General features: G+C 70.9%; 13 protein-coding genes and 1 pseudogene. 9 read left to right on the top strand and 5 right to left on the bottom strand.

Annotated features, from left to right (window positions below; all coding sequences use genetic code 11):
- Positions 1–51: 51 nt before the first annotated feature.
- The 6 genes from FHX81_RS04235 to FHX81_RS04210 all read left to right on the top strand — a co-directional run bounded on the left by FHX81_RS04235 (position 52) and on the right by FHX81_RS04210 (position 7,690).
- Complete coding sequence (locus FHX81_RS04235) at positions 52–1,116, top strand: LacI family DNA-binding transcriptional regulator (protein ID WP_211363370.1); 1,065 nt, start codon at positions 52–54, stop codon at positions 1,114–1,116.
- Between the two features lie 260 nt (positions 1,117–1,376).
- Positions 1,377–2,753, top strand: coding sequence for a glycoside hydrolase family 43 protein (locus tag FHX81_RS04230; protein WP_170231921.1), 1,377 nt, complete (start codon positions 1,377–1,379; stop codon positions 2,751–2,753).
- 301 nt (positions 2,754–3,054) lie between these two features.
- Entirely contained in the window at positions 3,055–4,320 is a 1,266-nt protein-coding gene (locus FHX81_RS04225; protein WP_141975295.1) for an extracellular solute-binding protein, read from the top strand.
- A complete protein-coding gene (locus tag FHX81_RS04220; RefSeq protein ID WP_246107622.1) occupies positions 4,317–5,276 on the top strand; it encodes a carbohydrate ABC transporter permease in 960 nt (319 codons plus the stop codon). Before FHX81_RS04225 ends, FHX81_RS04220 begins: the two co-directional genes overlap by 4 nt.
- On the top strand, positions 5,273–6,121 hold the full coding sequence (locus FHX81_RS04215; RefSeq protein WP_141975294.1) for a carbohydrate ABC transporter permease: 849 nt from the start codon (positions 5,273–5,275) through the stop codon (positions 6,119–6,121). The genes FHX81_RS04220 and FHX81_RS04215 overlap by 4 nt, the downstream gene beginning before the upstream one ends.
- Before the next feature lie 24 nt (positions 6,122–6,145).
- Positions 6,146–7,690: a glycoside hydrolase family 43 protein gene (locus FHX81_RS04210; protein WP_170231920.1), complete on the top strand. Its 1,545-nt coding sequence runs from the start codon at positions 6,146–6,148 to the stop codon at positions 7,688–7,690.
- Between the two features lie 75 nt (positions 7,691–7,765).
- On the opposite strand, the gene FHX81_RS04205 is transcribed toward FHX81_RS04210, so the two are convergent.
- The 5 genes from FHX81_RS04205 to FHX81_RS04185 form a co-directional block, all read right to left on the bottom strand.
- Positions 7,766–9,067 (bottom strand): RICIN domain-containing protein, encoded by a 1,302-nt coding sequence (locus FHX81_RS04205; RefSeq protein WP_141975293.1) that lies wholly within the window; start codon positions 9,065–9,067, stop codon positions 7,766–7,768.
- A gap of 38 nt (positions 9,068–9,105) precedes the next feature.
- Positions 9,106–9,765 carry a hypothetical protein gene (locus FHX81_RS04200; protein ID WP_141975292.1) on the bottom strand — a complete coding sequence of 220 codons (660 nt, stop codon included), beginning with the start codon at positions 9,763–9,765 and terminating at the stop codon, positions 9,106–9,108.
- Positions 9,766–9,835: 70 nt separating this feature from the next.
- Positions 9,836–13,309, bottom strand: coding sequence for a ThuA domain-containing protein (locus FHX81_RS04195; protein WP_141975291.1), 3,474 nt, complete (start codon positions 13,307–13,309; stop codon positions 9,836–9,838).
- A gap of 353 nt (positions 13,310–13,662) precedes the next feature.
- Entirely contained in the window at positions 13,663–14,436 is a 774-nt protein-coding gene (locus FHX81_RS04190) for a FadR/GntR family transcriptional regulator (RefSeq protein WP_246107621.1), read from the bottom strand.
- Between the two features lie 220 nt (positions 14,437–14,656).
- On the bottom strand, positions 14,657–17,515 hold the full coding sequence (locus FHX81_RS04185) for a glycosyl hydrolase family 95 catalytic domain-containing protein (RefSeq protein ID WP_141975290.1): 2,859 nt from the start codon (positions 17,513–17,515) through the stop codon (positions 14,657–14,659).
- A 499-nt stretch (positions 17,516–18,014) separates the two neighbouring features.
- Here FHX81_RS04185 and FHX81_RS04180 point away from each other — a divergent pair, with 499 nt between their 5' ends.
- The 3 genes and pseudogenes from FHX81_RS04180 to FHX81_RS04170 form a co-directional block, all read left to right on the top strand.
- Positions 18,015–20,810 carry a PQQ-dependent sugar dehydrogenase gene (locus FHX81_RS04180; RefSeq protein WP_211363369.1) on the top strand — a complete coding sequence of 932 codons (2,796 nt, stop codon included), beginning with the start codon at positions 18,015–18,017 and terminating at the stop codon, positions 20,808–20,810.
- 38 nt (positions 20,811–20,848) lie between these two features.
- Positions 20,849–22,546: a ThuA domain-containing protein gene (locus FHX81_RS04175; RefSeq protein ID WP_141975288.1), complete on the top strand. Its 1,698-nt coding sequence runs from the start codon at positions 20,849–20,851 to the stop codon at positions 22,544–22,546.
- 112 nt (positions 22,547–22,658) lie between these two features.
- Positions 22,659–23,927, top strand: a pseudogene (locus tag FHX81_RS04170) (RICIN domain-containing protein); the annotation flags it as partial.
- Positions 23,928–23,985: the final 58 nt, after the last annotated feature.

Here is a 23,985-nt window from a genome sequence, read left to right as displayed (position 1 = left end):
CGGCGCGCCCGGGTGTCAAGCACGCGCGGTCCTATGAGGACGGAGGACGGGGTGGGACGGCGACGCATCACGCTGGCCGACGTGGCGAAGGCGGCCGGTGTCTCGACCACCACCGTGTCGCTCGTGCTGTCCGGCCGCGGCCGGGACCTGCGCATCTCCGAAGAGGTGGAGCGCAGGGTGCGGTCGACCGCGCAGGAGTTGGGGTACCGGCGCAACACCCTGTCGGTCGGCCTGCGGACGGGGCGCACCCGCACGATCGGGTTCGTGTCCGACACCGTGGCGAGTTCGCTGCTGGCCGGGAACATGATCCGGGGCGCGATGGAGGCCGCCCACCGCCGCGGGTTCATGCTGTTCGCCGGGGAGAGCGGCGGTGATCCCGATGTGGAGCGCGCCCTGGTCGAAGCCATGCACGACCGCCAGGTCGACGGCATCGTCTTCGCGGCGATGTACACCCGCCGGGTCGTCCTGCCCGACGGCCTGGACGACGGCCCGGCCGTCCTCCTCAACGCCCTGCCGGTGGGGCGCTCGACCTTGCCGTCCGTGCTCCCCGACGAGGTGGAAGCCGGTCGCGCCGCCGCGCGGGTGCTCGTCGACGCGGGCCACCGCGACGGCCTGCACGTGGTCGGCGCCGGTCCCCGCCTCGGCGACGTCCCGCCGAACAGCATCGCCGCCCGCGAACGGCTCATCGGCATGCACGAGGTGTTCGCCGGCGCGGGTGTCCAGCCGGTGAGCGCGCACCAGTGCCCGAAGTGGATGCCGGAGGACGGTTACGACACCACTCGGGAGATCCTGCGCCACCACCGCCCGCAGGCCTTGCTCTGCCTGAACGACCGACTCGCCCTCGGCGCCTACCAGGCGCTCGCGGAGGCGGCGTTGTCCGTGCCGGATGACGTCTCCGTGGTCTCCTTCGACGACCACCCGATCGCCTCCTGGGTCCGACCGCGCCTCACCACCGTCGCCCTTCCGCACCACGAACTGGGCGCGAAGGCGGTCGAGGTCCTCTTCGCGGCCTCGGAGCGGCCCGCGCGGGCCAAGGCCGGTCCGGTCGTGCACCGCGTGCCGATGTCCGTCCGGGTCGGTGGGTCGGTCAGGTCGTCGCGCGCACCGTCCGGGTGAGCCGACCGCCGAGCTTCTGTTCACGCTCACAAGACGATGCGACGGTGACGCGGCGTTCAAGGGGCTGAACGGAGCAATTCGTCGGTTCGGGTCGTCGGTTGCGGGCTATTTCCCGCAATGAGGACCGGTCGAATCAGCGGTGAGCTAAAGTTAGCGCTCACAACTTTAGCTTTGACCGGGGACCGCGAGTCGTAGTTGCATGAGGCGGACGTCAAGACGGTTCCGCTCAGGCGTGCTGCCCGATCTCCCCGGAGGTTCCGTTGAAGGCCCGTTCGTCAGTCCTCCCGCGCCGGGCAGCCGCGCTGCTCACCGCGATCCTCTGCGCCCTCGCGCTCGCACCGGCGGTGGCCAGGGCCGACAACCCCATCGTGCAGCACATCTACACCGCCGACCCGGCGCCGCTGGTCCACAACGGACGGGTGTACCTCTACACCGGGCACGACGAGGACGGCTCGACCTGGTTCACGATGAAGGAGTGGCGGGTCTGGTCCTCCGACGACATGGTGAACTGGACCGATCACGGCTCGCCGATGAACGTGGGCACGTTCTCCTGGGCGAGCAAGGACGCGTGGGCCGGGCAGGCGATCCACCGCAACGGCAAGTTCTACTGGTACGTGCCCGTGGTCAACCGGGCCACCGGCCGCATGGCGATCGGCGTGGCCGTGGCGGACAGCCCCACCGGCCCGTTCCGCGACGCGATCGGCCGCCCCCTGCTGGAGAACGGTGAGATCGACCCCACCGTCTTCATCGACGACGACGGCCAGGCCTACCTGTACTGGGGCAACCCGAACCTCTGGTACGTGCGGCTCAACGCCGACATGACGTCGTTCTCGGGCAGCCCCACCCGCATCCCGCTCACCACGGCGGGCTTCGGCACCCGGACCGGCGACGCCAACCGGCCGACGCTCTACGAGGAAGGGCCGTGGGTCTACAAGCGCAACGGCCTGTACTACAACGTGTTCGCGGCGAAGTGCTGCTCGGAGTTCATCGCCTACTCGACCGCGCCGACCCCGACCGGACCCTGGACCTACCGCGGCACCGTCATGCCCACCCAGGGCAGCGCCTTCACCAACCACGCGGGGATCGTGGACTTCAAGGGCGGCTCCTACTTCTTCTACCACAACGGGGCACTGCCCGGAGGCGGCGGTTTCACCCGGTCCGTGGCGGTGGAGCGGTTCAGCTACAACGCCGACGGCACCATCCCGACGATCAACATGACGACGGGCGGCGCACCGCAGGCGGGCGCGCTCAACCCCTACGTGCGCCAGGAGGCCGAGACCATCGCCTGGGGCTCCGGCATCGAGACCGAACCGTCCAGTGAGGGCGGCATGAACATCGGCTGGCTCGAGAACGGTGACCACGTCAAGGTCAAGGGCGTCGCGTTCGGTTCGGGTGCCCGGTCCTTCAGCGCACGGGTGGCGTCGGCCGGTGCCGGCGGCACGGTCGAGGTCCGGCTGGACAGCCCGAGCGGCGCGGTCGTGGGTCGCTGCGGGGTGTCCGCCACCGGTGGCTGGCAGAGCTGGACCACGGTCTCGTGCCCGATCAGCGGCACGTCGGGCACCCGGGACCTGTACTTGAGGTTCACCGGCGGCAGCGGCTACCTGTTCAACGTCAACTGGTGGCAGTTCACCGCGTAGCCGAGCGCGGGATCCGGCTTTGTTCGGTCGGCAACTTTCGAAAGTTCGCGCTCACAGAGTGGGGTGATGAACCGACGACCGACGTGCTTCTCCAGGGACGAACCCCCGTAGTGCAACCGTTCTTGACGAAGGTTGTGACACAGCTTACTGTCGTGAGCGCTAACAATCGGAGTTTGGATCGAAACTTTCGGCTCGGCGGTTCGTCGGGCGCGCTACCCGGGTTCCCGCACTCGCCGACACGCACCGGCCGGCCGTTCGGCGGCGGAAGCCTCCTGTCCTCGCACAACCTTGGAGAAGCGTCGTGTCACTTCGCCTGCCCCTGCTCTGCGCCACCGCGGTCCTGGCCTTGCTCGCTGCCTGCACACCCGGCACGGGAGGCGGTGGGGAAGGGGACGGCAAGTCGTTCGAGTTCTGGTCGTTCTCCGCCATCAACCAGAAGCTGACCGTGGACGCCTACCAGGCGAAGCACCCGGACATCCAGATCAAGCTGACCGAGGTCGGCACCTCCACCGAGACGGCCCAGTCGCTGACCACGGCGCTGGCCGGCGGGAAGGTGCCGGACCTGGTGCTGATCCAGGGCGACAACCTGCCGCAGTTCGTCGAGCAGCCGCAGAACTTCGTGGACCTGCGGACGCTGGGCGCCGACGACATCAAGGGCGACTACCTGGACTGGGTGTGGGAGCAGAGCGTCGCCAAGGGCGGCGAGGTGCTCGGCGTCCCCACCGACGTGGGCGGCATGGCCGTGGCGTACCGGACCGACCTGTTCGCCGCCGCCGGGCTGCCGACGGACCGCGAGGCGGTCAGCGCGTTGTGGCCGACGTGGGACGCGTTCATCGAGACAGGTAAGCGCTACAAGGCGGCCACCGGCAAGGCGTTCACCGACAACGCGGCGACCAGCGTGTTCTACCAGGCGGTCAACCAGGTGTCGGAGAAGTACTACAGCGCCGACCGCAAGCTGGTCTACAGCACCAACCCGCAGGTGAAGGCGGCGTTCGACCTCGGCATCAAGGCGGCCACCGCCGGGATCACCGCCGGGCAGTCCTCGTTCGAGAGCGCGTGGAGCGCCGGCATGGCCCAGGGGACGTACGCCGCCGTGTCCGCGCCTTCGTGGATGCTCAACTCCATCCGCAGCACCGCACCCGACACCAAGGGCAAGTGGGACATCGCGAAGATCCCCGGCGCCTCCGGCAACTGGGGCGGCAGCTACCTGGCCATCCCCAAGCGCGCGAAGAACCCCCAGGCCGCCTGGAACTACATCAAGGAGATGCAGTCGCCGCAGGGCCAGCTGGAGCACTTCTCCCGGGTCGGGGCGCTGCCCTCCACGCCGTCGGTCTACCAGGACGCCAAGCTCACCGACGCCAAGGACCCGTTCTTCTCCGACGCGCCGACCGGCACGATCTACACCGACTCGCTCCTGGGGCTCAAGCCGTTCTACATCGGTCCGGACAGCGCCGCGATCGGCCAGGAGTTCCTCAACGCGATCACCAACGTCGAGCAGAGCGGCGGTGACCCTGCCACGGCCTGGGACGACGCCGTGCGCAACATCAAAACCGCCATCGGCGAGTGAGCACCGTGACCGCCACGCTCACCCCGGCACCGTCAGCCGCTCTCCCGCCCCCGGCCGAACCGAAGGCCCGGGGGTTGGGGGAGCGCCTGGCCCCGTACGCGTACGTCGCCCCGTTCTTCGTCATCTTCGGGGTGTTCGGCCTGTTCCCGTTCGCCTTCACGTTCTACGTAGCACTGTTCGACTGGAACCCGATCGGGGACCAGGTGTTCATCGGGGCGGACAACTTCACCCGGATGTTCGCCGATCCCCGGTTCTGGAACGCCGCCGGCAACACCGTGAGCATCTGGGCGCTGTCGACCGTCCCGCAACTGCTGCTGGCGCTGGTGCTGGCGCACGTGCTCAACCACGCCCGGCTGCGGTTCGCGCTGTTCTTCCGGATGTCGGTCCTCGTCCCGTACATCACCTCGGTGGCGGCCACGGCGATCGTGTTCGCGCAGCTGTTCGACCGCGACTACGGGCTGCTCAACTGGTTGCTGGGGCTGGTCGGGATCGAGCCGATCGACTTCGTCCAGTCGACCTGGGGCAGCCACCTGCTCATCGCGACGATGGTGACGTGGCGGTGGTTCGGTTACACCACGCTGCTCTACCTGGCGTCCTTGCAGGCGGTGCCGCGGTCGGTGTTCGAGGCCGCGGCCATCGACGGCGCGGGACCGTGGCAGCGCTTCCGGCACATCACCGTCCCCTCGCTGCGACCGGTGATCATCTTCACCGTGGTGACGTCCACCATCGGCGGCCTCCAGATCTTCACCGAACCGCTGCTGATCGCCTCCGGCGCGCCGTTGACGTGCGGCGCGGTGCGGCAGTGCCAGACGTTGACGCTGTTCCTGTACGAACAGGGCTTCGGGCAGTTCGAGTTCGGCTACGGCTCGGCGATCGGCGTGGCGCTGTTCGCCATGGTCGTGGTGATCGCCGCGATCAACTACGTGCTGTCCACCCGGATCAAGGCGGACCGATGACGAGCACCGCGCCGCGAGGCCGCCAACCCGGACGAGTCCGCTGGTGGACCTACCTGCTGCTGTGCGCGGCGACCGCCGCGTGCCTGTTCCCGTTGTACTGGATGTTCATCGTCGCCACCACCGACACCGCGACCGCGACCAAGATGCCGCCGGAGATCGTGCCCGGCGGCAACTTCTTCCACCTCGTCGGCCTGGTCCTGGAGACGGTGCCGTTCGTGCAGTCGTTGCTGAACAGCCTCGTGGTGGCGACCGCGATCGGCGTCGGTCAGGCGGTGCTGTGCGCGCTGGCCGGGTTCGCCTTCGCCAAGCTGCGCTTCCGCGGCCGCAACGCCCTGTTCGTGATCGTCGTGCTGACCATGACCGTGCCCACGCAGCTCTCGGTGATCCCGCAGTACATGATCATGTCCGAGCTGGGCTGGGTCGACACCCTGCAGGCGCTGATCGTGCCCGGCCTGGCCAGCGCGTTCGGCATCTTCTGGATGCGGCAGCACATCTCGGCCACGATCAGCGACGAGTTGATGCAGGCCGCCCGGATCGACGGCGCGAGCACCGGGCAGGTGTTCTGGCGCATCGCGTTCCCGATCGTGCGGCCGGCCGCGTTCGTGCTGGGCCTGTTCGGGTTCGTCACCGCGTGGAACGACTTCCTGTGGCCGTTCATCGTGCTCAAGTCACCCGAGCGCTACACCGCGCAGATCGCCATCAAAGCGCTGCAGAACAGCTACGACGTCGACCTCGGCCTGGCCATGTCCGGCTCGTTCCTGGCCACGATCCCGCTCGTCGTGCTGTTCGTCCTGGTGGGCCGCCGCATGGTCGCCGGGATCCTCGAAGGCGCTTTCAAGGGCTGAGGCCCTCGCACAACAAGGGAAACGATGACTCCACCGAAGCCCGCGGTGTCGCACTACGACAACCCCGTGCTCCCCGGCTTCCACCCGGACCCGAGCGTGTGCCGGGTGGGCGAGGACTACTACCTGGTGTGCTCCAGCTTCGAGTACTTCCCGGGCGTGCCGCTCTTCCACAGCCGCGACCTGGTGCACTGGCGGCAGATCGGCAACGTCCTGGACCGCCCGTCGCAGCTCCCGCTGCCGGCCGACGCGATGGCGTCCGACGGCATCTACGCCCCGACGATCCGGCACCACGACGGCCGCTTCTGGATGATCACCACGAACGTGTCGCACGGCGGCAACTTCATCGTCACCGCCGAACGGCCCGAGGGTCCGTGGTCGGACCCCGTGTGGATCGACCTGCCCGGTATCGACCCCGACCTGGCGTGGGACGAGGACGGGAACTGCTGGTGCGCGTTCGCCGGGGCCCACGGGCCCAGCTTCTCCGGCGTGCAGGTCGCCCGCATCGACCCCGAGGCCGGGAAGGTGCTGGAAGGGCCGGTGCCGGCGTGGGAGGGCACCGGGTTGCAGTGGCCGGAGGCACCGCACCTGTACCGCATCGGCGAGTGGTGGTACCTGATGATCGCCGAGGGCGGCACCGAACGCGGCCACACCGTGGCCATGGCGCGTGCCCGCTCGCCGCGCGGCCCCTGGGAACCGGCTCCGGCCAACCCGATCCTGTCGCACCGCAGCACGGACCAGCCGATCCAGAGCACCGGTCACGCCGACCTGGTCACCACCCCGGACGGCGAGTGGTGGATGGTGCTGCTCGCGACGCGTCCGGTCGGGTACAGCCCCAAGTTCCACGTGCTCGGCCGGGAAACGTTCCTCACACCCGTGCGGTGGGAGGACGGCTGGCCCCGCGTGGGTCCGGTCAACCTGCGGGAACGAGCGCCGGCCGGCGCCCGGCCGGGGGAGGCGTCGCCGGAGCGGGACGACTTCGACGCCGTGGACCTCGACCCCCGGTGGATCTCGCCGCGGTCGCGCGCGGACGGCTCGTGGTCGCTGACCGAACGGCCGGGGTGGCTCGCCCTGCACGCCACCGGGTCGACGCTGGACCGACCGGGCTGCACGTTCCTCGGCCGACGCCAGCAGCACGTCGAGAGCCGGACCGCCGTGCTGCTGGACCACGGTCCCGGCCGGGCCGGGTTGTCGGTGCGCCTGGACGAGGGGCACCACTACGACCTGGAGGTGGCCGACGGGCGGGCGGACGTCATCGCCCGCATCGGCCCGCTGCGCCAGAGCGTCGCCACCCGCGCCGTGCCTCCCGGCCCGGTGACGCTCGCGATCACCACCCGTTCGGCCCGCAAGTGGTCGCGGGAGGCGCCGGGCCTGCACGTCGCCGCGCCGGACTACCTCGCGTTCCACGTCGGCGACGACCCCGAGCCGCTGGTCGAGCTGGACGGCAGGTACCTGTCCACGGAGGTCGCCACCGGCTTCACGGGCCGGGTGATCGGCATGTACGCCACCGAGGGCACGGCCTGGTTCGACTGGTTCGAGCACGGCCCGCTCGACGACCCGGAGCAGCCCTGACCCGTGCCGTCGGCGTCCCGGCCACGAGGGGTGACCGGGACGCCGATCGGCGGCGGCCCCTGCCGGCCGCCGGCTCTAGGCGCGGGTCCAGCGCTGGTTGCCGCCCGCGTGGCAGGTCCACACGACCACCGCGGTGCCGTTGGCGGTACCGGCGCCGGTGACGTCGAGGCACAGCCCGCTCTGGGCGTTGCTGATCGTGCCGTTGCCGTTGAGGTTCCACTGCTGGTTCGCGCCGCCCTGGCAGTCCCAGATCCGCACCCGCGTGCCGGCGGCCGCGTTGGCCGGCACGTCGAGGCACTTGCCCAGCACCTGGAGGGCCTTGCCGTTCTGGCTGAAGAGCTGGTTGGCGCCGGTGTTGCAGTCCCAGACGATCATCGGCGTGCCGTTGGCCGAGTTGGCCCCGTTGACGTCCAGGCACCGGCCGCTGGCCTCGCCCCGCAGCCGGAACGTGGTCGGCACCGGTGCCTGCTCACCGGTGAAGAACTTCCACACCTCCGACTTCACCCAGCTCCGGGCACCGCTCTCGCACCCCGCGCACCCGTCCACCGGCCCCTGCTGGTGCCCGCCGTCGAACGGGGCCCAGACCACCGGGTACCCGGAACGGCACCCCGCGTAGGCGGTGCTGATGTGCGTGGCGCTGCCCGCCGCCGGCTCGGGCGGGTTCTGCGCGGTGCAGCCGTTGTTCCGGACGAACCGGTCCCGCAACGCCCGCCCGGAGGTGATGTTGTCCGAGATGCCGTGGATGCCCATGTAGGCGATCGGCTGGGTGCCGCCGCTGCACCCGCTCAGCTCCCGCGGCGCGCCGATGACCGCCACCGCGCGGAACGACGTCGCCCGCGCGCACGCCAGCGCGTAGCTCATCGCCCCGCCGTAGCTGAAGCCCAGGGCGAAGCGCTGCGCCGGGTCGACGCACAGGTCGTCCTCGATCCGCCGCATCATGTCGTCGACGAACGTGACGTCCTCGCCGCCCGAGTTGGCCCAGCCGTTGCCGATGCCCTGGGGCGCGACGAAGATCGCGGTGTTGTTCGCCAGCCGCCGGAGCCCGTAGTGGGCGTAGACGTCGCCGTCGGTCCCGCCCGAGGCGACGTCGTTCATGGTGCCGCCCCACCAGTGGAACCCGAAGACCAGCCGGTGCTGGTAGGTGTTGTCGTAGTTGTCGGGGACGCTCAGGATGAAGCTGCGGCTCTTGCCGCCGCTCTGGATGGTGTGCGTGCCGCTGCGCAGGGTCGGCGCCTTGCCGCAGCCGGCGGTCGCGGTGGTGACGGTGTCCGGTGGTGGCGCGGGTTCGGCGCGGGCGACGTCGGTGCCGGCCAGGAGCAGCACGGCGGCCGCGCCGATCGACGTCCAGACCCGGTGCAGGCGGTTGTCCTTTGACACGGGTGTGCTTCCGTTCTGTGTGGTGGTGAGGGTGTGGGTCACCCGCTGCCCTCCGGGGCCGAGTCGGCGGGGATCGCCCCGGCGTCCGGTCCGGCGGGCAGGTAGACGTGCACGTGCCCCTTCCCGGCGTCGATGCTGATCACGTCCAGTTGGAGCGCGGCGACCGACCAGGTGCGCAGCGCCAGCGTGCGCTGCGCGCCGGCCAGCCCGAGCAGCTCGTCCGCCAGCGGCGGGGACGCGGTGACGGCGGCGGCGAAACCGTCGACGGCGGCGGCGAGCTGCTCGACGGCGGTCCGCAGCCCGGTGCGAGCCACGTTCACCCCGTTGCCGGCGGACGGCGTCTCCGCGTACCGCTGGACCTCCGCGGACACCACCTCGCGCCAACCGCGCACGTCGTCGACCGTGGGCGTGGTCCGCGCCGCCATCGCCTCCAGCACCGGTGTCAGGCGTTCCCGGCCGCCCCTGGCGAGCTCGATCAACGCACCCACCTGCTCGACGTCACGCCGCGCCTCGTCCTGCTGCAGCTCGGCGATCCGGCGCTGCGTCGCGTCCGGCCCCGACGTCCACGAGCCGGTCACGAACGCGACCGCGAACCCGAGCGCGAACGTCGTCACCAACGCGGTGACCGACGCCCAACGCGGACGCGGCGCGACGGGCTTGCCCGACCGCGCGCGCCCGACCTGCGTGCTCCTGCCCATGACGCTCCTCTTCGGCAAGCGGTGGGGCGGTCCGCGGCCCCGGCACGCGCCGGGGCCGCGGACCACTCGGTCAGGGCAGCGTCCACCGCTGGTTCGCGCCGCCGTTGCAGGTCCAGAGGATCAGCTGAGTGCCGTCGGCCGAGCTGCCGCCGGTGGCGTCCAGGCACTTGCCGTTGTTGCGCAGCGAGCCGTCCGACTGCGGCGACCAGTTCTGCGCCGCCGAGCCGTTGCAGCTCCACAGCTGCACCAGCGCGCCGTCGGCGGTGCTGCCGCCGTTGACGGTCAGGCACTTGCCGAGGGCCTGGAGCGCCTGCCCGGTGCGCGTCCACGTCTGGTTGGCGCCGCCGTTGCACGTCCACAGCTGGACCTTCGCCCCGTCGGCGGTGCTGCTGCCGTTGACGTCGACGCACTTGCCGCCGACGCCGACGATGCGGCCGGTGCCACCCCCGGTGCCCGGAGTGCCGACCCCGGCTCCGGTGAACGTCATCGAGTCGACGTCGAAGGAGTTGGCCGAGCCGGTCTTGAACACCAGGAACAGCTCGGTGGTGCCACCCGGGTTGGTGACGTTCACCGCGGGCGTGCTCGCGTAGTTGTCCCAGCCGCCCGTGCTCGGGACCGGGACCGTGGCGATCAGCGCCCCCGTCGGCGAACCGGCGCGCAGTTCGACCGACCCGCCGCCGCTGGGCGACGACAGCCGGAGCGACACCTGGCTGATGCCGGTGAAGTGGTACGGCGTGAACGAGATCCAGTCGTTGTTGCCGATGTCGCCGACCCGCCCGCCGGACTCCGCCCCGGACTGGGACACGACCCGCACGCCGGAGGAGCCGGTGAAGTACTCGAGCTGCTTGCGCTTGGGTTGCAGCAGGACCTTGCGGCTGCCTTCCAGGGCGGGCACGCCGGACGCCCCGTTGTCGGTGTACCGGCTCGCCGCCACCCAGAACGAGTTCAGGTTGGCGTGCGCGCTGTCGGTCTCGGCCTTCAGCGTGCCCGAGCAGCCGGGGATCGGGGCCAGGTCGTGCCCGTGCTGGTCGTGACCCAGCGCCGGGGTGGTGGTCACCCGGGAGCAGTCGACCGTGCCGTCCTCGGGGTCGGTGACCGCGACGGTGTACGGGATCGAGTCACCCCAGCCGAACATGCCGCCGTCCGGGATGCTCAGGTTGACCGTCGGTGCGGTGTTGCCCGAGGTCACGATCACGCTCGCCACGCCGGACTTGCCACCCACGTCGGTGACGGTGAGCTTGGCGTTGAACTGCCCCCGCGCCGTGTAGGTGTGCGTGGGGTTGGCCTCGGTGGACGTGCCGCCGTCGCCGAACTCCCATCGGTAGGTCACCGGCCCGCCCTCGGGGTCGCCGGAGCCGGCGCTGGAGAACCGCACCGACAGGGGCGAGGAGCCCGAGGTGGGCGTGCCCGTCGCGGTCGCGATCGGACTGCGGTCACCGCTGCGGTAGTCGATGCGGTACAGCCCGGAGTCCGGGTTGTCCCGGCCGTACCCCGAACCCCACTCCAGCAGGTACATGGAGCCGTCCGGGCCGAACTTCATGTCCAGCGGTGACTTGAAGCTCAGGTTCGGCAGGAAGTCGTTGATCTTCAACAGCTTCCCGTCCTGACCGACCCGGAACTCCCACATCCGGTTGCGCGACCACTCGCCGAAGAACGGCGTCTGGTCGAAGTAGGTCGGGAACTTGGTGGGCGACGGGTTGTTCGCGTCGTACTGGTAGACCGGGAACGCGCCGGGCGCCTCGCCGCCGGACGGGCTGCCCATCTCCGGGAACTTGTTGCCGTTCGCGCCGTTGCCGTACCACACCTCGGCCTTGCGCGCGGCGGGCAACTCGGTCAGGCCGGTGTTGTTCGGCGAGTTGTTCACCGGCCGGTCGCAGTTGAACTTCGAGCCCGACTGGCCGGTGGCGAAGTTGTAGTCGTTGAACGGGATGTTGTCGCCGATGCAGTAGGGCCAGCCGTAGAAGCCGGGCGACGTGATGACGTTCCACTCCACGATCCCGCCGGGCCCGCGGTTGGCGTTGTCGTTGGCCGCGTCCGGGCCGTAGTCGGCCGCGTAGACCACGCCCGTGGTCGGGTGCACGGAGAACCGGAACGGGTTGCGGAAGCCCATCGCGTAGATCTCGGGCCTGGTCCGGGCGGTGCCCGGCGCGAACATGTTGCCCGCCGGGATGGTGTAGGTGCCGTTGGCCTCCGGGTGGATGCGCAGGATCTTGCCGCGCAGGTCGTTGGTGTTGGCGGCGGTGGCCTGGACGTCGTTGCTCGCCCAACCCGGGCGCTCGTCGATCGGCGCGTAGCCGTCGGAGCGGTGCGGCTGGACGTCGTCACCGGTGCCGATGTAGAGGTTGCCGTTCGGGCCGAACGCGATGTACCCGCCCGTGTGGCCGGGTTCCGGCGCCTGCCGCGACGACGGCACCTTCATCAGCACCCGTTCGCTGGACAGGTCCAGCGCGTCACCGTTGACGGTGAACCGGGAGACCCGGGCGATGTCCTCGCCGCCGCCCGCCGGGGAGTACATCAGGTAGATCCACTTCGTGGTGGCGAAGTTCGGGTCGAGGGCGAGCCCGGTCAGGCCGTCCTCACCGCCGGTGTAGACGCTGAGGGTGGCCGCGGTGACCGTGGTGCGGGTGTCGGGCTTGTAGACCTTCACCTTGCCGCCGTACTCGGCGTAGAACACGCGGCCGTCCTTCGCGACGTCCAACTCCGCCGGACCCACGGTGTTGTCGTCCAGCGCCACCTTCTCGAAGCTGCTCCACACCGTGGGCCCGCAGTCGGCCTGCACCTTGCCGCCCGCCGACTCGACACCGCCCTTGACGTGCTCGCGGAACAACGGCTCGGAGTAGCTGGACGCCTGGTGGCCCATGGCGGTGGCCCACAGCCGGCCGCCCTCGAAGTTGCGGCACCACGAGATCGGGTGGTCGTAGCCCATCCGGCTCGAACCGGGGTCGTACGTCGTCTCGTCCGCGGTCACCAGCACGTGCGCGTTGCCCCGGACCGAGCGGGTGAAGTTGTACCACTCCTCGGTGCGCGTCCAGCGGTCCGGCAGCGCGGTGCCGGACGGGTGCTTGCGGTCGGCGACCTTGGCGGTGCCGGTCACGGTGGCCGAGTGCTGGGTCATGGTCGCGCCGAGCATCTGGTCCCACCACGGGAACTGCTGCTCCACGTTCATGTCCGTGGCGTTGTGGATGGCGACGAAACCGCCACCGCCGCGCATGTACTTCTGCGCCGCGGCGCGCTGGGCGTCGTTGTCCCACACCATGCCGGAGGTCTGGAGCATGACGACCACGTCGAACGTGGCGAGCGCGGCGTCGTTGAAGATCGACGAGTCCTCGCTCTTGGTCAGCTCCCACTCGTTCTGGGCGGCCAACTGCTCGAACATCGTGATCCCGGCCGGGATCGAGTCGTGCCGGTAAGCCCCGGAGGCGGTCTTGCTGAACAGCAGGACGTGGAACCCTTCCGGGTGCGCGGGCGCCGGCGCGGCGGCCAGACCCATCACCACCAGCGCGCAACCTAAGATCGACAGCAGGCGCGCGAATCTGTGTCGCATTTGCCACTCCTTCGGGGCTTGCAGGCGACTGGCTGGATTACGCGGCGGCGGCGGCGTGCGTGGGGGAGTGCGGAGACGTCCGGTGGTGTCACCGGACCGGTGTGCGCGTCCTGCGCGGGCCGGGTTGCCCGGGGAGGCCGGTGCGGCGGGAAGCGCCGGCACTGGCCCTGCGGCTGTGTCATACACCCGTTCGTGGAGCCGCTGCGATTTGTAGCACACATCCGCCGAACGAGTCCAGATCACGGCATCGTGCCGGCGCTCCCGACTGTCACCGACAGGGGGGTGCGGGCACCGTCGTGGTGCGGGGCGGCCACCGACGGGGACGCGGGTCCCCGGGGCCGGGCGCCGGCGGGTCAGCCGAAGAGGCGGCGCTGGATCTCGCGGCGGTAGTCGAGCAGCGTGTTGTCGATGTGGACGCCGGCGGCGGCCGCGGCGGCGTCGGCGTCCCCGTCGCGGATCGCGTGGTAGATCGCCAGGTGCTCCTCGACCGCCTCGGACGCGTGCCCGCCGATGGTGCCGTGCAACGCGATGGTGCTGGACTGGTGCTGCAGGCGGCGGGCTTCGCGCACGGAGGCGACGAGGAACTGGTTGTGGGACGCCTCGGCGACGGCGAGGTGGAAGTCCTCGTCGCCGCGGGCGAACAGGGCGGGCTGACCGGTCAGGTGGCCCTGGCGGCAGGTCTCGGCGGCGGCGCCGATGGCGCGCAGCTCGGCGGGGGTGGCGTGGGTCGCGGCCAGTCGGCTGGCCGCGGTCTCCTGGACGCGGCGGAACTCGAAGAGCATGTAGACGTGGTCGAGGTTGGTCGGCAGGAAGAACCCGCCCCACCGGGACGACCCGAGCATGCCCTCGTCGTCGGCCACGTAGAGGCCGCGCCCCTTGTGCGCCCGCACCCGCCCGATCGCGGAGAGGATCTTGACGGCTTCCCGCACGACCGTGCGGCTGGTGCCCATCCGCGCGGCCAGCTCGTTCTCGGTCGGCATCCGGTCGCCGGGGCGCAGCTCGAACTCGGCGATCAGCTGGAGGATCTGCTCCGCGACGAGCTCGTAGCCCGGTCGGTACGGACCGGGCGCCGGGGTGGTGTCCGACCGCCCGTCCGGGCTGTCCGGCACGAGTGCGCCATCCGTCAACGCCGCTCCTTAGTGACGGGTCGCCTGAAGAGCACGACGGCTCTCCGCTGCCCGCCCAGCCTACCGCTGCCGACGCGGACGGTGTCGAGCGCACGGCGAGGTGGCCGGCCCGCACGTCAGGGGCGTGTGGGCCGGCCACGCGGGAATGAGTCATACTCATCCGGTTCCCGTTGTGGCTGAGTCGAGTCGGCGTGCCTCCTCTCGGCCGGTGCCTCTCCCGTCAGGCGCGCTGGAGCAGGAAGCGCTGGTTGGCGCTGCCGGTGACGGTCCACTGGGAGATGCGGGCGCCGTCGGCCGTCGAGGCCGACCACACGTCCATCGCCAGGCCGCTCTGCTGGTTGACCAGGCTCACCACCCCGCCGCCGTGGTCGACCAGCCGCCACAGCTGGTTCGGCGTCCCGGCGTCACGCTGCTGGGTGATGTCCGCGCCGGTGGCGGTGCCCGAGACCTGGAGCACCAGGCCGCTGTGCCGGGCCCGGACGCGGTAGTGGTCGCCGGTCGGCAGGAAGTCGAACCGCTGGTTGAGGCCGGTCGTGGCGGGCCACTGGACCAGGAGCGCGCCGGCCGCGGTCGAGGCGGCGTTGACGTCGGCCCGCTTGCCGCTGTGCTGCGCGACGAGGTGGTAGTCCACGCCGGGCTCGACCAGCGGCGGCCGACCCTGGGAGGTCACGCGGTAGGTGTGGCGGGCCTGCCCGGTGAACCTGATCAGGTCCGGTTCCACCCGCTCCGGCTGGACCAGGGCACCGCTGGTCACGTCACGCAGCTCGTAGGTCCCGGCGAACACCCGGTTGCGGACCCGGACCTCGCCGTCGCGGTCCGGGGTGACGGTGAGCTCCGTGGCCCAGCCGCCGCTCCACGCGGCGCCCACCGTGTACCCGCCGCGGCCACGCAGGCCGTCGACCTCGCCGGTGGGCCACGCCGGCGGCAGCGCGGGCAGCAGGTGCAGCTCGCCGTTGTGGCTGTGCAGCAGCATCTCCGCGATGCCGGAGGTCGCGCCGAAGTTGCCGTCGATCTGGAACGGCGGGTGCAGGTCGAACATGTTCGGCGCGAGCCGCTCGGGCGTCACCAGCGAGCGGATCAGGTCGTGCGCCCGGCCGCCCTCCTCCAACCTGGCCCAGAAGTTGATCTTCCAGGCCAGGGACCACCCGGTGCCGGCGTCGCCGCGCAGCTGCAGGGTCCGCCGGGCCGCCTCGAACAGCTGCGGCGTGCCGCGCTTGGTGATCTCGTTGCCGGGGTGCAGGCCGTACAGGTGCGACACGTGCCGGTGGTTCGGCTCGGTCTCGACCCAGTCGTAGAGCCACTCCATGATGTTCCCGCGGGAGCCGACCCGCGTCGGCGCGAGCCGCTGCGCCGTCGCGCGGACGCGGCTGCGGAAGTCGGCGTCGACGCCGAGCACCTCCGAGGCGCGGGCGCAGCCCTCGAACAGGTCGCGCAGGATCTGCATGTCCATCGTGGGGCCCGCGCAGACGCTGGCGTTCGCGTGGTGCGGCAGCTCGGGGGAGTTCGACGGGTTGGTGACCAGCCACTTCAGCGTCGGCTCCTCCACCAGGGTGTCGAGGAAGAACTGGGCCGAGCCCTTCAGCGCGGGGTAGTAGGTGCGCAGGAAGTCCACGTCCCCGGTGAACAGGTAGTGGTCCCAGATCATGGTGGCGAGCCACGCACCGCCGGTCTGCCACATGCCCCACAGCGCGCCGTCCACGACCGAGGAGCCCCGCCACCCGTCGGTGTTGTGGTGGGTGACCCAGCCGCCGGCACCGTACTGGGCCCGCGCGGTGCGGGCGCCCGTCGTGGTGAGGTCGGTGATCATGCGGAACACCGGTTCGTAGCACTCGGCGAGGTTCGTCGAGTCGGTCGGCCAGTAGTTCATCGGCAGGTTCGCGTTGAGGGTGTACTTCGAGTCCCACGCCGGGGTGAGCTGGTCGTTCCAGATGCCCTGGAGGTTGGCCGGCTGGGTGCCCGGCCGGGACGACGAGATCAGCAGGTACCGGCCGTACTGGAAGAGCAGGGCCGAGAACTGCGGGTCGACGGTCGTGCCGTGGCGGGCGATCCGGACGTCGGTCGGCTGGTCCGCCGCCGCGGTGCGGCCCAGGTCGATCGTGGTCCGCGCGAACAGGTTCCGGTAGTCGGCCACGTGCCGGGTGCGCAGCACGTCGTACGGGGTGCCCTGCGCGCCGTTGAGCCGCCCGCGGGCGATGGCCTGGTAGTCGCCGCTCACGTTGCGGTAGTCGACGTAGCTGGTGCCGATCGAGATCAGCAGCGTCACGCTGGTGGCGTTGGCCACCCGGAGCGTGCCCCCGGAGCTGCTGGTCGTGCCGCCCTCGGCGATCGCCTTGGCCAGGACCAGGAACCGGACCGACCCCGCGATGCCGCGGTGGTCGCCGGACCGGCCGTCCAACCCGATGGTCGTGCCGTCCGGGCTCGACGCCGTGGCCCGCTGCGGCGTGCTGAACGACGCGGTGAACGAGATGGAGCCCGGCGTCTCGGCCGTCAGGCGCACGGCGATCACCTGGTCGGGCGCACTGGCGATCACCTCGCGCCGGTGCCGCACGTTGTTCGCCACGTACGTCACCGCCGTCGTGGCGGTGGTCAGGTCGAGCCACCGCTGGTAGCCCGACAGCCCGTTCGCCGCCGGGAACACGAGCCTGAGGTCGCCGACGGTCTGGTAGGCGAGCTGGGCGGCCGGACTGCCCAGCATCGCCCGGTCGATGAGGGCCTGCGCCTCCGTCCACCGGTTCGCGAACACCAGCCGCCTGATCTCGGCCAGGGCGCTCGCGCCCTGCGTGTTGGTGTAGTCGTGCGGCCCGCCCGCCCAGACCGTGTCCTCGTTGAGCTGCAACCGCTCGGTGTCGACGTTGCCGAAGACCATCGCGCCGAGGCGGCCGTTGCCGACCGGCAGCGCGCGGAGCCACTCCGAGCCGGCCTGCTGGTCGTACCACAGCGCCAGGTCGTCGACCGCGCGCACCTCCGGCGGCGCGGTCGACCCGGCACGGGCCACCGCCGTCCAACCACCCTGCGCGAGCAGGGCACCGGCGCCCGCCGCGCCGAGCTGCATCAGTCGCCTACGTGGCAGTTCCGTCATGCTGGACCCTCCAAAGCGGACGGTGGCGCGATCGGGAGCGGGGAACCGGACTGTCCTCAGTGGCCGTTCGGCCACGAGCCGGGTCACGGCGTCCGCCCGCTCGACCGAAGCCCTCGGGGCAACGTAGCCACCGCCGAACGGTGTCGTCAACGGTCGTCGCCCGAATGCTGTTAGCGATAACAGCGAAAGCCCGTACCGGACGATGTTGTCGAATGGCGTTCGACTGATAGTGGTTTTAGCACGCCAAATGCCCGGTTGAGCGAGACTGAATCACAAGTTAGCGCTAACAAGTTTAGCAAAGGACGCCGTTGACGCTCTCGGTCGTCGGTGGCTACGGTGCGGGAAGGTTCCGGTGGAATCCGCCCAGTGCGGCAGCCCGGCCGACACCCGTCAACGAAGACGAGGGGATTTCCCGATGCGAAGAACACGCTGGGCTGTGTCTGCTGAGGACAGTGCGGCGCGCGGGCGCGGGCCGGCCCTGGGGCACCGGGTCAGAGCGGTGGCGAGTGCCGCCCTCCTCGTTGCCGCCGGCGTGGTGGCGACGGTGCTCGGCTCCTCGTCGCCCGCCGCCGCGCACGCGGTCAACCCCGCCGACTTCCAGCAGGTCGAGCTGGCCCGGGGGGTCGGCGAGGTGGGTGAGCCGATGACGCTCGCCGTGCTACCGGACCGCTCGGTGCTGCACACCGCCCGCAACGGGACGCTGCGCCGCACCACCGCGGCCGGTGTCACGAGCGTGATCGGCACCGTGCCGGTCTACACGCACGACGAAGAAGGACTCCAGGGCATCGGAGTGGACCCCGGCTTCGCCACCAACCGGTTCATCTACCTGTTCTACGCGCCGCCGCTGAACACACCGGGCGGCGACGCGCCGGCCACCGGGTCGGACTTCTCCGCGTGGAAGGGCGTCAACCGGCTCGCCCGGTTCACCCTGAACGCCGACTACACGCTCAACATGGGCAGCCAGGTCACCGTGCTGGAGGTGGCGACCGACCGGGGCATGTGCTGCCACGTCGGCGGTGACATCGACTTCGACGCGGCGGGCAACCTGTACCTGTCCACCGGTGACGACTCCAACCCGTTCGACTCCGGCGGCTACACCCCGATCGACGAGCGGACCAACCGCAACCCCACCTACGACGCGCAGCGCAGCGCCGGCAACACCAACGACCTGCGCGGCAAGGTGCTGCGGATCAAGGTGAACGCCGACGGGTCGTACTCGATCCCGGCCGGCAACCTGTTCGCACCCGGCACGCCGAACACCCGGCCGGAGATCTACGCCATGGGCCTGCGCAACCCGTTCCGCTTCAACGTGGACAAGGCGACCGGCGCCATCTACCTGGGCGAGTACGGGCCGGACGCGGGCACGAGCAGCACCACGCGCGGTCCCGCCGGCCTGGTGGAGTTCAACCGGATCACCGCGGCGGGCAACTTCGGGTGGCCGTACTGCGTCGGCTCGAACACCACGGCCGAGGCCTACGTCGACTACACGTTCCCGTCCGGCCCGTCCGGGAGCCGGTTCAACTGCGCCGCCCCGGTCAACAACTCGCCGCGCAACACCGGCCTGGGCACCCTGCCCGCCGCGAAGCCGGCGTGGATCAAGTACGACAACTGCTCGTTCGCCGCGTTCGGCTGCGGCTCGGAGTCGCCCATGGCCGCCCCGGTCTACCGGTACGACGCGGCCAACCCGTCGTCGGTCAAGTTCCCGGCCGCGTTGGACGGGCACGTGTTCGCCACCGAGTTCGGCCGGCGCTGGATCAAGACCATCGACGTCAACGCCGACGGGTCGGCCGGCCAGGTCAACGACTTCCCGTGGCGCGGCACGCAGGTCATGGACGCCACCTTCGGCCCGGACGGCGCGCTGTACGTGCTGGACTACGGCACCGGCTGGGGCAGCGGCGACGCCAGCTCCGCGCTCTACCGGATCGAGTACAACCCGGCCGGGAACAAGGCGCCGACCGCCCGCGCCGCCGCCGACCGCACCTCGGGCGCCGCGCCGCTGACGGTGAACTTCTCGTCGGCCGGTTCCTCGGACCCCGAGGGCAGCGCGTTGAGCTACTCGTGGAACTTCGGTGACGGCACGACGTCCACGGCCGCCAACCCGAGCCACACCTACACCGCCAACGGCCAGTACCAGGTCACCCTCACGGTGACCGACAGCGGCGGCCGCTCCGGCGCCGCCACGGTGTCGATCTCGGTCGGCAACACCGCGCCGGTGGTCCGGATCGACTCGCCGGCCAACGGTGCCCTGTTCAGCTTCGGCGACGCCGTGCCGTACACCATCACCGCGTCGGACGCGGAGGACGGCACGATCGACTGCACCAGGGTGAAGCTGAGCTACGTGCTCGGCCACGACAGCCACGGGCACCCGATCACCACGCAGACCGGCTGTTCGGGCACCCTGCAGATCCCGGTGGACGGCGAGCACGACACGGCGGCGAACCTGTTCGCGGTGTTCGACGCCGAGTACACCGACTCGGGCGCGAACGGCCAGCCGCCGGTGACCACGCACACGCAGCACGTGCTGCAACTGCGGCACCGCCAGGCCGAGCACTACTCGACCCAGTCCGGCACCGGCCTGTACGACAAGGCCGCCGCCGAGGGCGGTCGAACCGTCGGCGACATCCAGAACGGCGACTGGATCGCGTTCCAGCCGTACGCGCTGGGCGGGACCACCCGGTTCACCGCACGGGTGTCGTCGGCCGGCTCGGGCGGCACGCTGTCGGTGCGCACCGGCTCGCCCACCGGACCGGTGCTCGGCACGGTGACCGTGCCGGTGACCGGCGGCTGGGAGACGTTCACCGACGTGTCCACGTCCCTGTCCAACGTGCCGACCGGGACCGTGACGCTGTACCTCACGTTCGCCGGCGGCACGGGCACGCTCTTCGACGTGGACTCCTACACGTTCGGCTCGTCCACGGGCACCGGGTCCGGGCCGATCGTCGGTTCCTCGGGCAAGTGCGTGGACGTCAACGGCGGCAGCTCGGCCGACGGCGCGAAGGTGCAGCTGTGGACGTGCAACAGCGGCGCGAACCAGCGTTGGACGCTGAGCGGGTCGACCCTGCGGGCGCTGGACAAGTGCCTGGACGCGTCCGGCACGGCCGACGGTGCCCAGGTCCGGCTGTGGACGTGCAACGGCGGCGCCGGCCAGAACTGGACGGCGGGCGCGAACGGGTCGCTGGTGAACCCGCAGTCGGGCAAGTGCCTGGACGCCAACGGCGGCAGCACGGCGGACGGCACGCAGTTGATCGTCTGGAGCTGCCACGGCGGCGCCAACCAGCGCTGGACCCTGCCGTGATGAACCCTGCCCCGCTCACCGCGTTAGGAGGGTCCAAGATGAGGCGTTCGTCGACGCGACGCGTGCTCGGTGCGGCCGTTGCCGCCCTGACCGTCGCCGCGCTCACCTCCAGCCCGCCGGCCGTCGCGGCCGACGCGCCGTACGACGTGCTGGTGTTCTCCAAGACCGCGGGCTTCCGCCACGACTCGATCCCGGCCGGCACCCAACTGATCCGGGACCTGGGCGCGGCCAACAGCTTCACGGTCACCACGACCGAGGACTCGGCCCACTTCACCGCCACCAACCTGGCCAAGTACGAGGCGGTGGTGTTCCTCAACACCACCGGGGACGTGCTCAACGCGACCCAGCAGACGGTGTTCGAGTCCTACGTCCGGGGTGGCGGCGGGTACGTCGGCATCCACTCGGCGTCGGACACCGAGTACGACTGGCCGTTCTACGGCGAGCTGGTCGGCACGTACTTCACCTCGCACCCGGCCATCCAGCAGGCGACGGTCCGGGTGGAGAACCGGGCGCACCCGGCCACCGCGCACCTGACCCCGGCCTTGACCCGGACCGACGAGTGGTACAACTTCCGCGGCAGCGTCCGGTCCTCGGCCCGGGTGCTGGCCACGCTGGACGAGTCGACCTACAGCGGCGGCTCGATGGGCGCGGACCACCCGCACACCTGGTGCAAGACCGTGCAGGGGGGCCGTTCCTTCTACACCGGCAGCGGCCACACGCAGGCGAGCTACGCCGAGCCCGGGTTCCGCGCGATGGTCCTCGGCGGCATCCGGTACGCGGCGAACCGCGCCAAGGCCGACTGCCGGCCCGAGACCGGCTACACGTCGCTCTACAACGGCTCCACCACCGGCTGGTCGCAGGCCGGGCCGGGCGGCTTCACCAACAGCGACGGCACCCTGACCTCGTTCGACGGTCAGGGGCTGCTCTGGCACAGCGCCCGGGAGTTCCGCTCGTACTCGCTCAAGCTCGACTGGCGGATGCCCGGTGACGACAACTCCGGCGTGTTCGTGGGCTTCCCGCCGAGCTCCGACCCGAACTCGGCGATGAGCAACGGCTACGAGGTGCAGATCGACGCGACCGACACCGCGGACCGGACCACCGGCGCGATCTACGGGGTCAAGGGCGCCGACCAGGCCGCCCGGGACGCCGCGCTGAACCCGCCCGGCGAGTGGAACACCTTCGAGCTGCTGGTCGAGGGCGAGCGCCTCCAGGTGTTCCTCAACGGCGTGCGGGTGAACGACTTCACCAACACCGACCCGGCGCGGTCCCTGGTGTCCGGGCACGTCGGCATCCAGAACCACGGCACCGGCGACGACGTGTCGTTCCGCAACATCCGCATCAAGGAGTTGGGCGGCACGACACCGCGCACCGGGCCGATCCTCGCCGCCTCGGGCAAGTGCGTGGACGTCAGCGGCGGCAGTTCGGCCGACGGCGCGCGCGTCCAGCTGTGGAGCTGCAACGGCGGGGCGAACCAGCGGTGGACGGTGAACGGGTCGACCCTGCGCGCGCTGGACAAGTGCCTCGACGCCGCCGGTACCGGCAACGGCGCGGTCGTCCGGCTGTGGACGTGCAACGGCGGCGCCGGCCAGAACTGGACGGCGGGCGCGAACGGGTCGCTGGTGAACCCGCAGTCGGGCAAGTGCCTGGACGCCAACGGCGGCAGCTCGGCCGACGGCACGCAGTTGATCATCTGGAGCTGCCACGGCGGCACCAACCAGCGGTGGACCCTGCCTTGAACCGAAGGAGTGCTCGATGAAGACCAGCGGTGAGGCACTCGCCTCCCCCCAGGCACGACGCCGACGACCGGTGACGGCCGCCGTGGCGGCGGTGCTCCTCGCGGCCGGCGCGATGACCGCGGTCAACGCCGTGCCGGCGTCGGCGGCCACGGTCGACCCGACCGCCTGGTACGTCCTGGTGAACCGCACCAGCGGCAAGGCGCTCGACCTGGCCGGCTCGGCGACCAACGACGGCGCGCGGATCACCCAGTGGACCCGCCACGACGGGGTCAACCAGCAGTGGCAGTTCGTCGACTCGGGCAGCGGCTACTACCGGATCCGGTCCCGGCACTCCGGCAAGGTCCTGGACGTGCCGAACTCGTCGACCGCCGACGGCGCCGCCATCCAGCAGTGGGCCGACCACGGGGGCACCAACCAGCAGTTCCGGCTGGCCGACTCCGACGGCGGCCACGTGCGGTTCATCGCCCGCCACAGCAACAAGGCGGTCGAGGTGCAGGGCGCGTCCACGGCGGACAACGCCGCCGTGGTCCAGTACTCCGACCACGGCGGGAACAACCAGCAGTGGCTGCTGGCCAAGGTGTCGGGCGGCGGTGACACCGGCTCCGGGTGCGGCAAGGCACCGACGTTGCGCAGCGGCACGCATTCCATCCAGAGCGGCGGCAAGACCCGCCAGTTCATCCTGCGGGTCCCGGACGGCTACGACAACACCCGCCCGTACCGGTTGATCTTCGCGTACCACTGGCGCGGCGGCACGATGAACGACGTGTCGTCCGGTGGGACGAGCGGCACGGCGTGGTCGTACTACGGGATGCAGGAGCAGTCGAACAACAGCGCGATCCTGGTGGCCCCGCAGGGCCTGGGCAACGGCTGGGCGAACTCCGGCGGCGAGGACGTCACGTTCACCGACGACATGATCCGCCGGATCGAGAGCGACCTGTGCGTCGACCCGAAGCTGCGGTTCGCGATGGGCTTCAGCTACGGCGGCGGCATGAGCTACGCGCTCGCCTGCGCACGGGCGACCGTGTTCCGGGCGGTGGTCGTCTACGCCGGGGCCCAGCTGAGCGGGTGCAGCGGCGGCAGCCAGCCGATCGCGTACTTCGGCATGCACGGCCTCACCGACAACGTCCTCAACATCTCGATGGGCCGCCAGTTGCGGGACCGGTTCGTGGCGAACAACGGGTGCACGCCCCAGACCCCGCGCGAGCCCGCCCAGGGCAGCATGACCCACGTGACCACCACGTACTCGTGCCGGGCGGGGTACCCGGTGCAGTGGGCCGCGTTCGACAACGGGCACATGCCCGGCCCGGTCGACGGCACCTACGCCGAGAGCGGCATCCGGACGTGGACCAAGGGTGAGGCGTGGAGGTTCCTCTCCCAGTTCTGATGTCGTCCGACTCACCTGCTCGGGTTCCCGGCCGGGGACCCGAGCAGGTGACGTG

The organism is Saccharothrix saharensis (genome assembly GCF_006716745.1).
Classification (GTDB): Bacteria; Actinomycetota; Actinomycetes; order Mycobacteriales; family Pseudonocardiaceae; genus Actinosynnema; species Actinosynnema saharense.
Note: the sequence above shows the minus strand (reverse complement) of the source record. Positions and strands in the feature narration are given on the sequence as shown.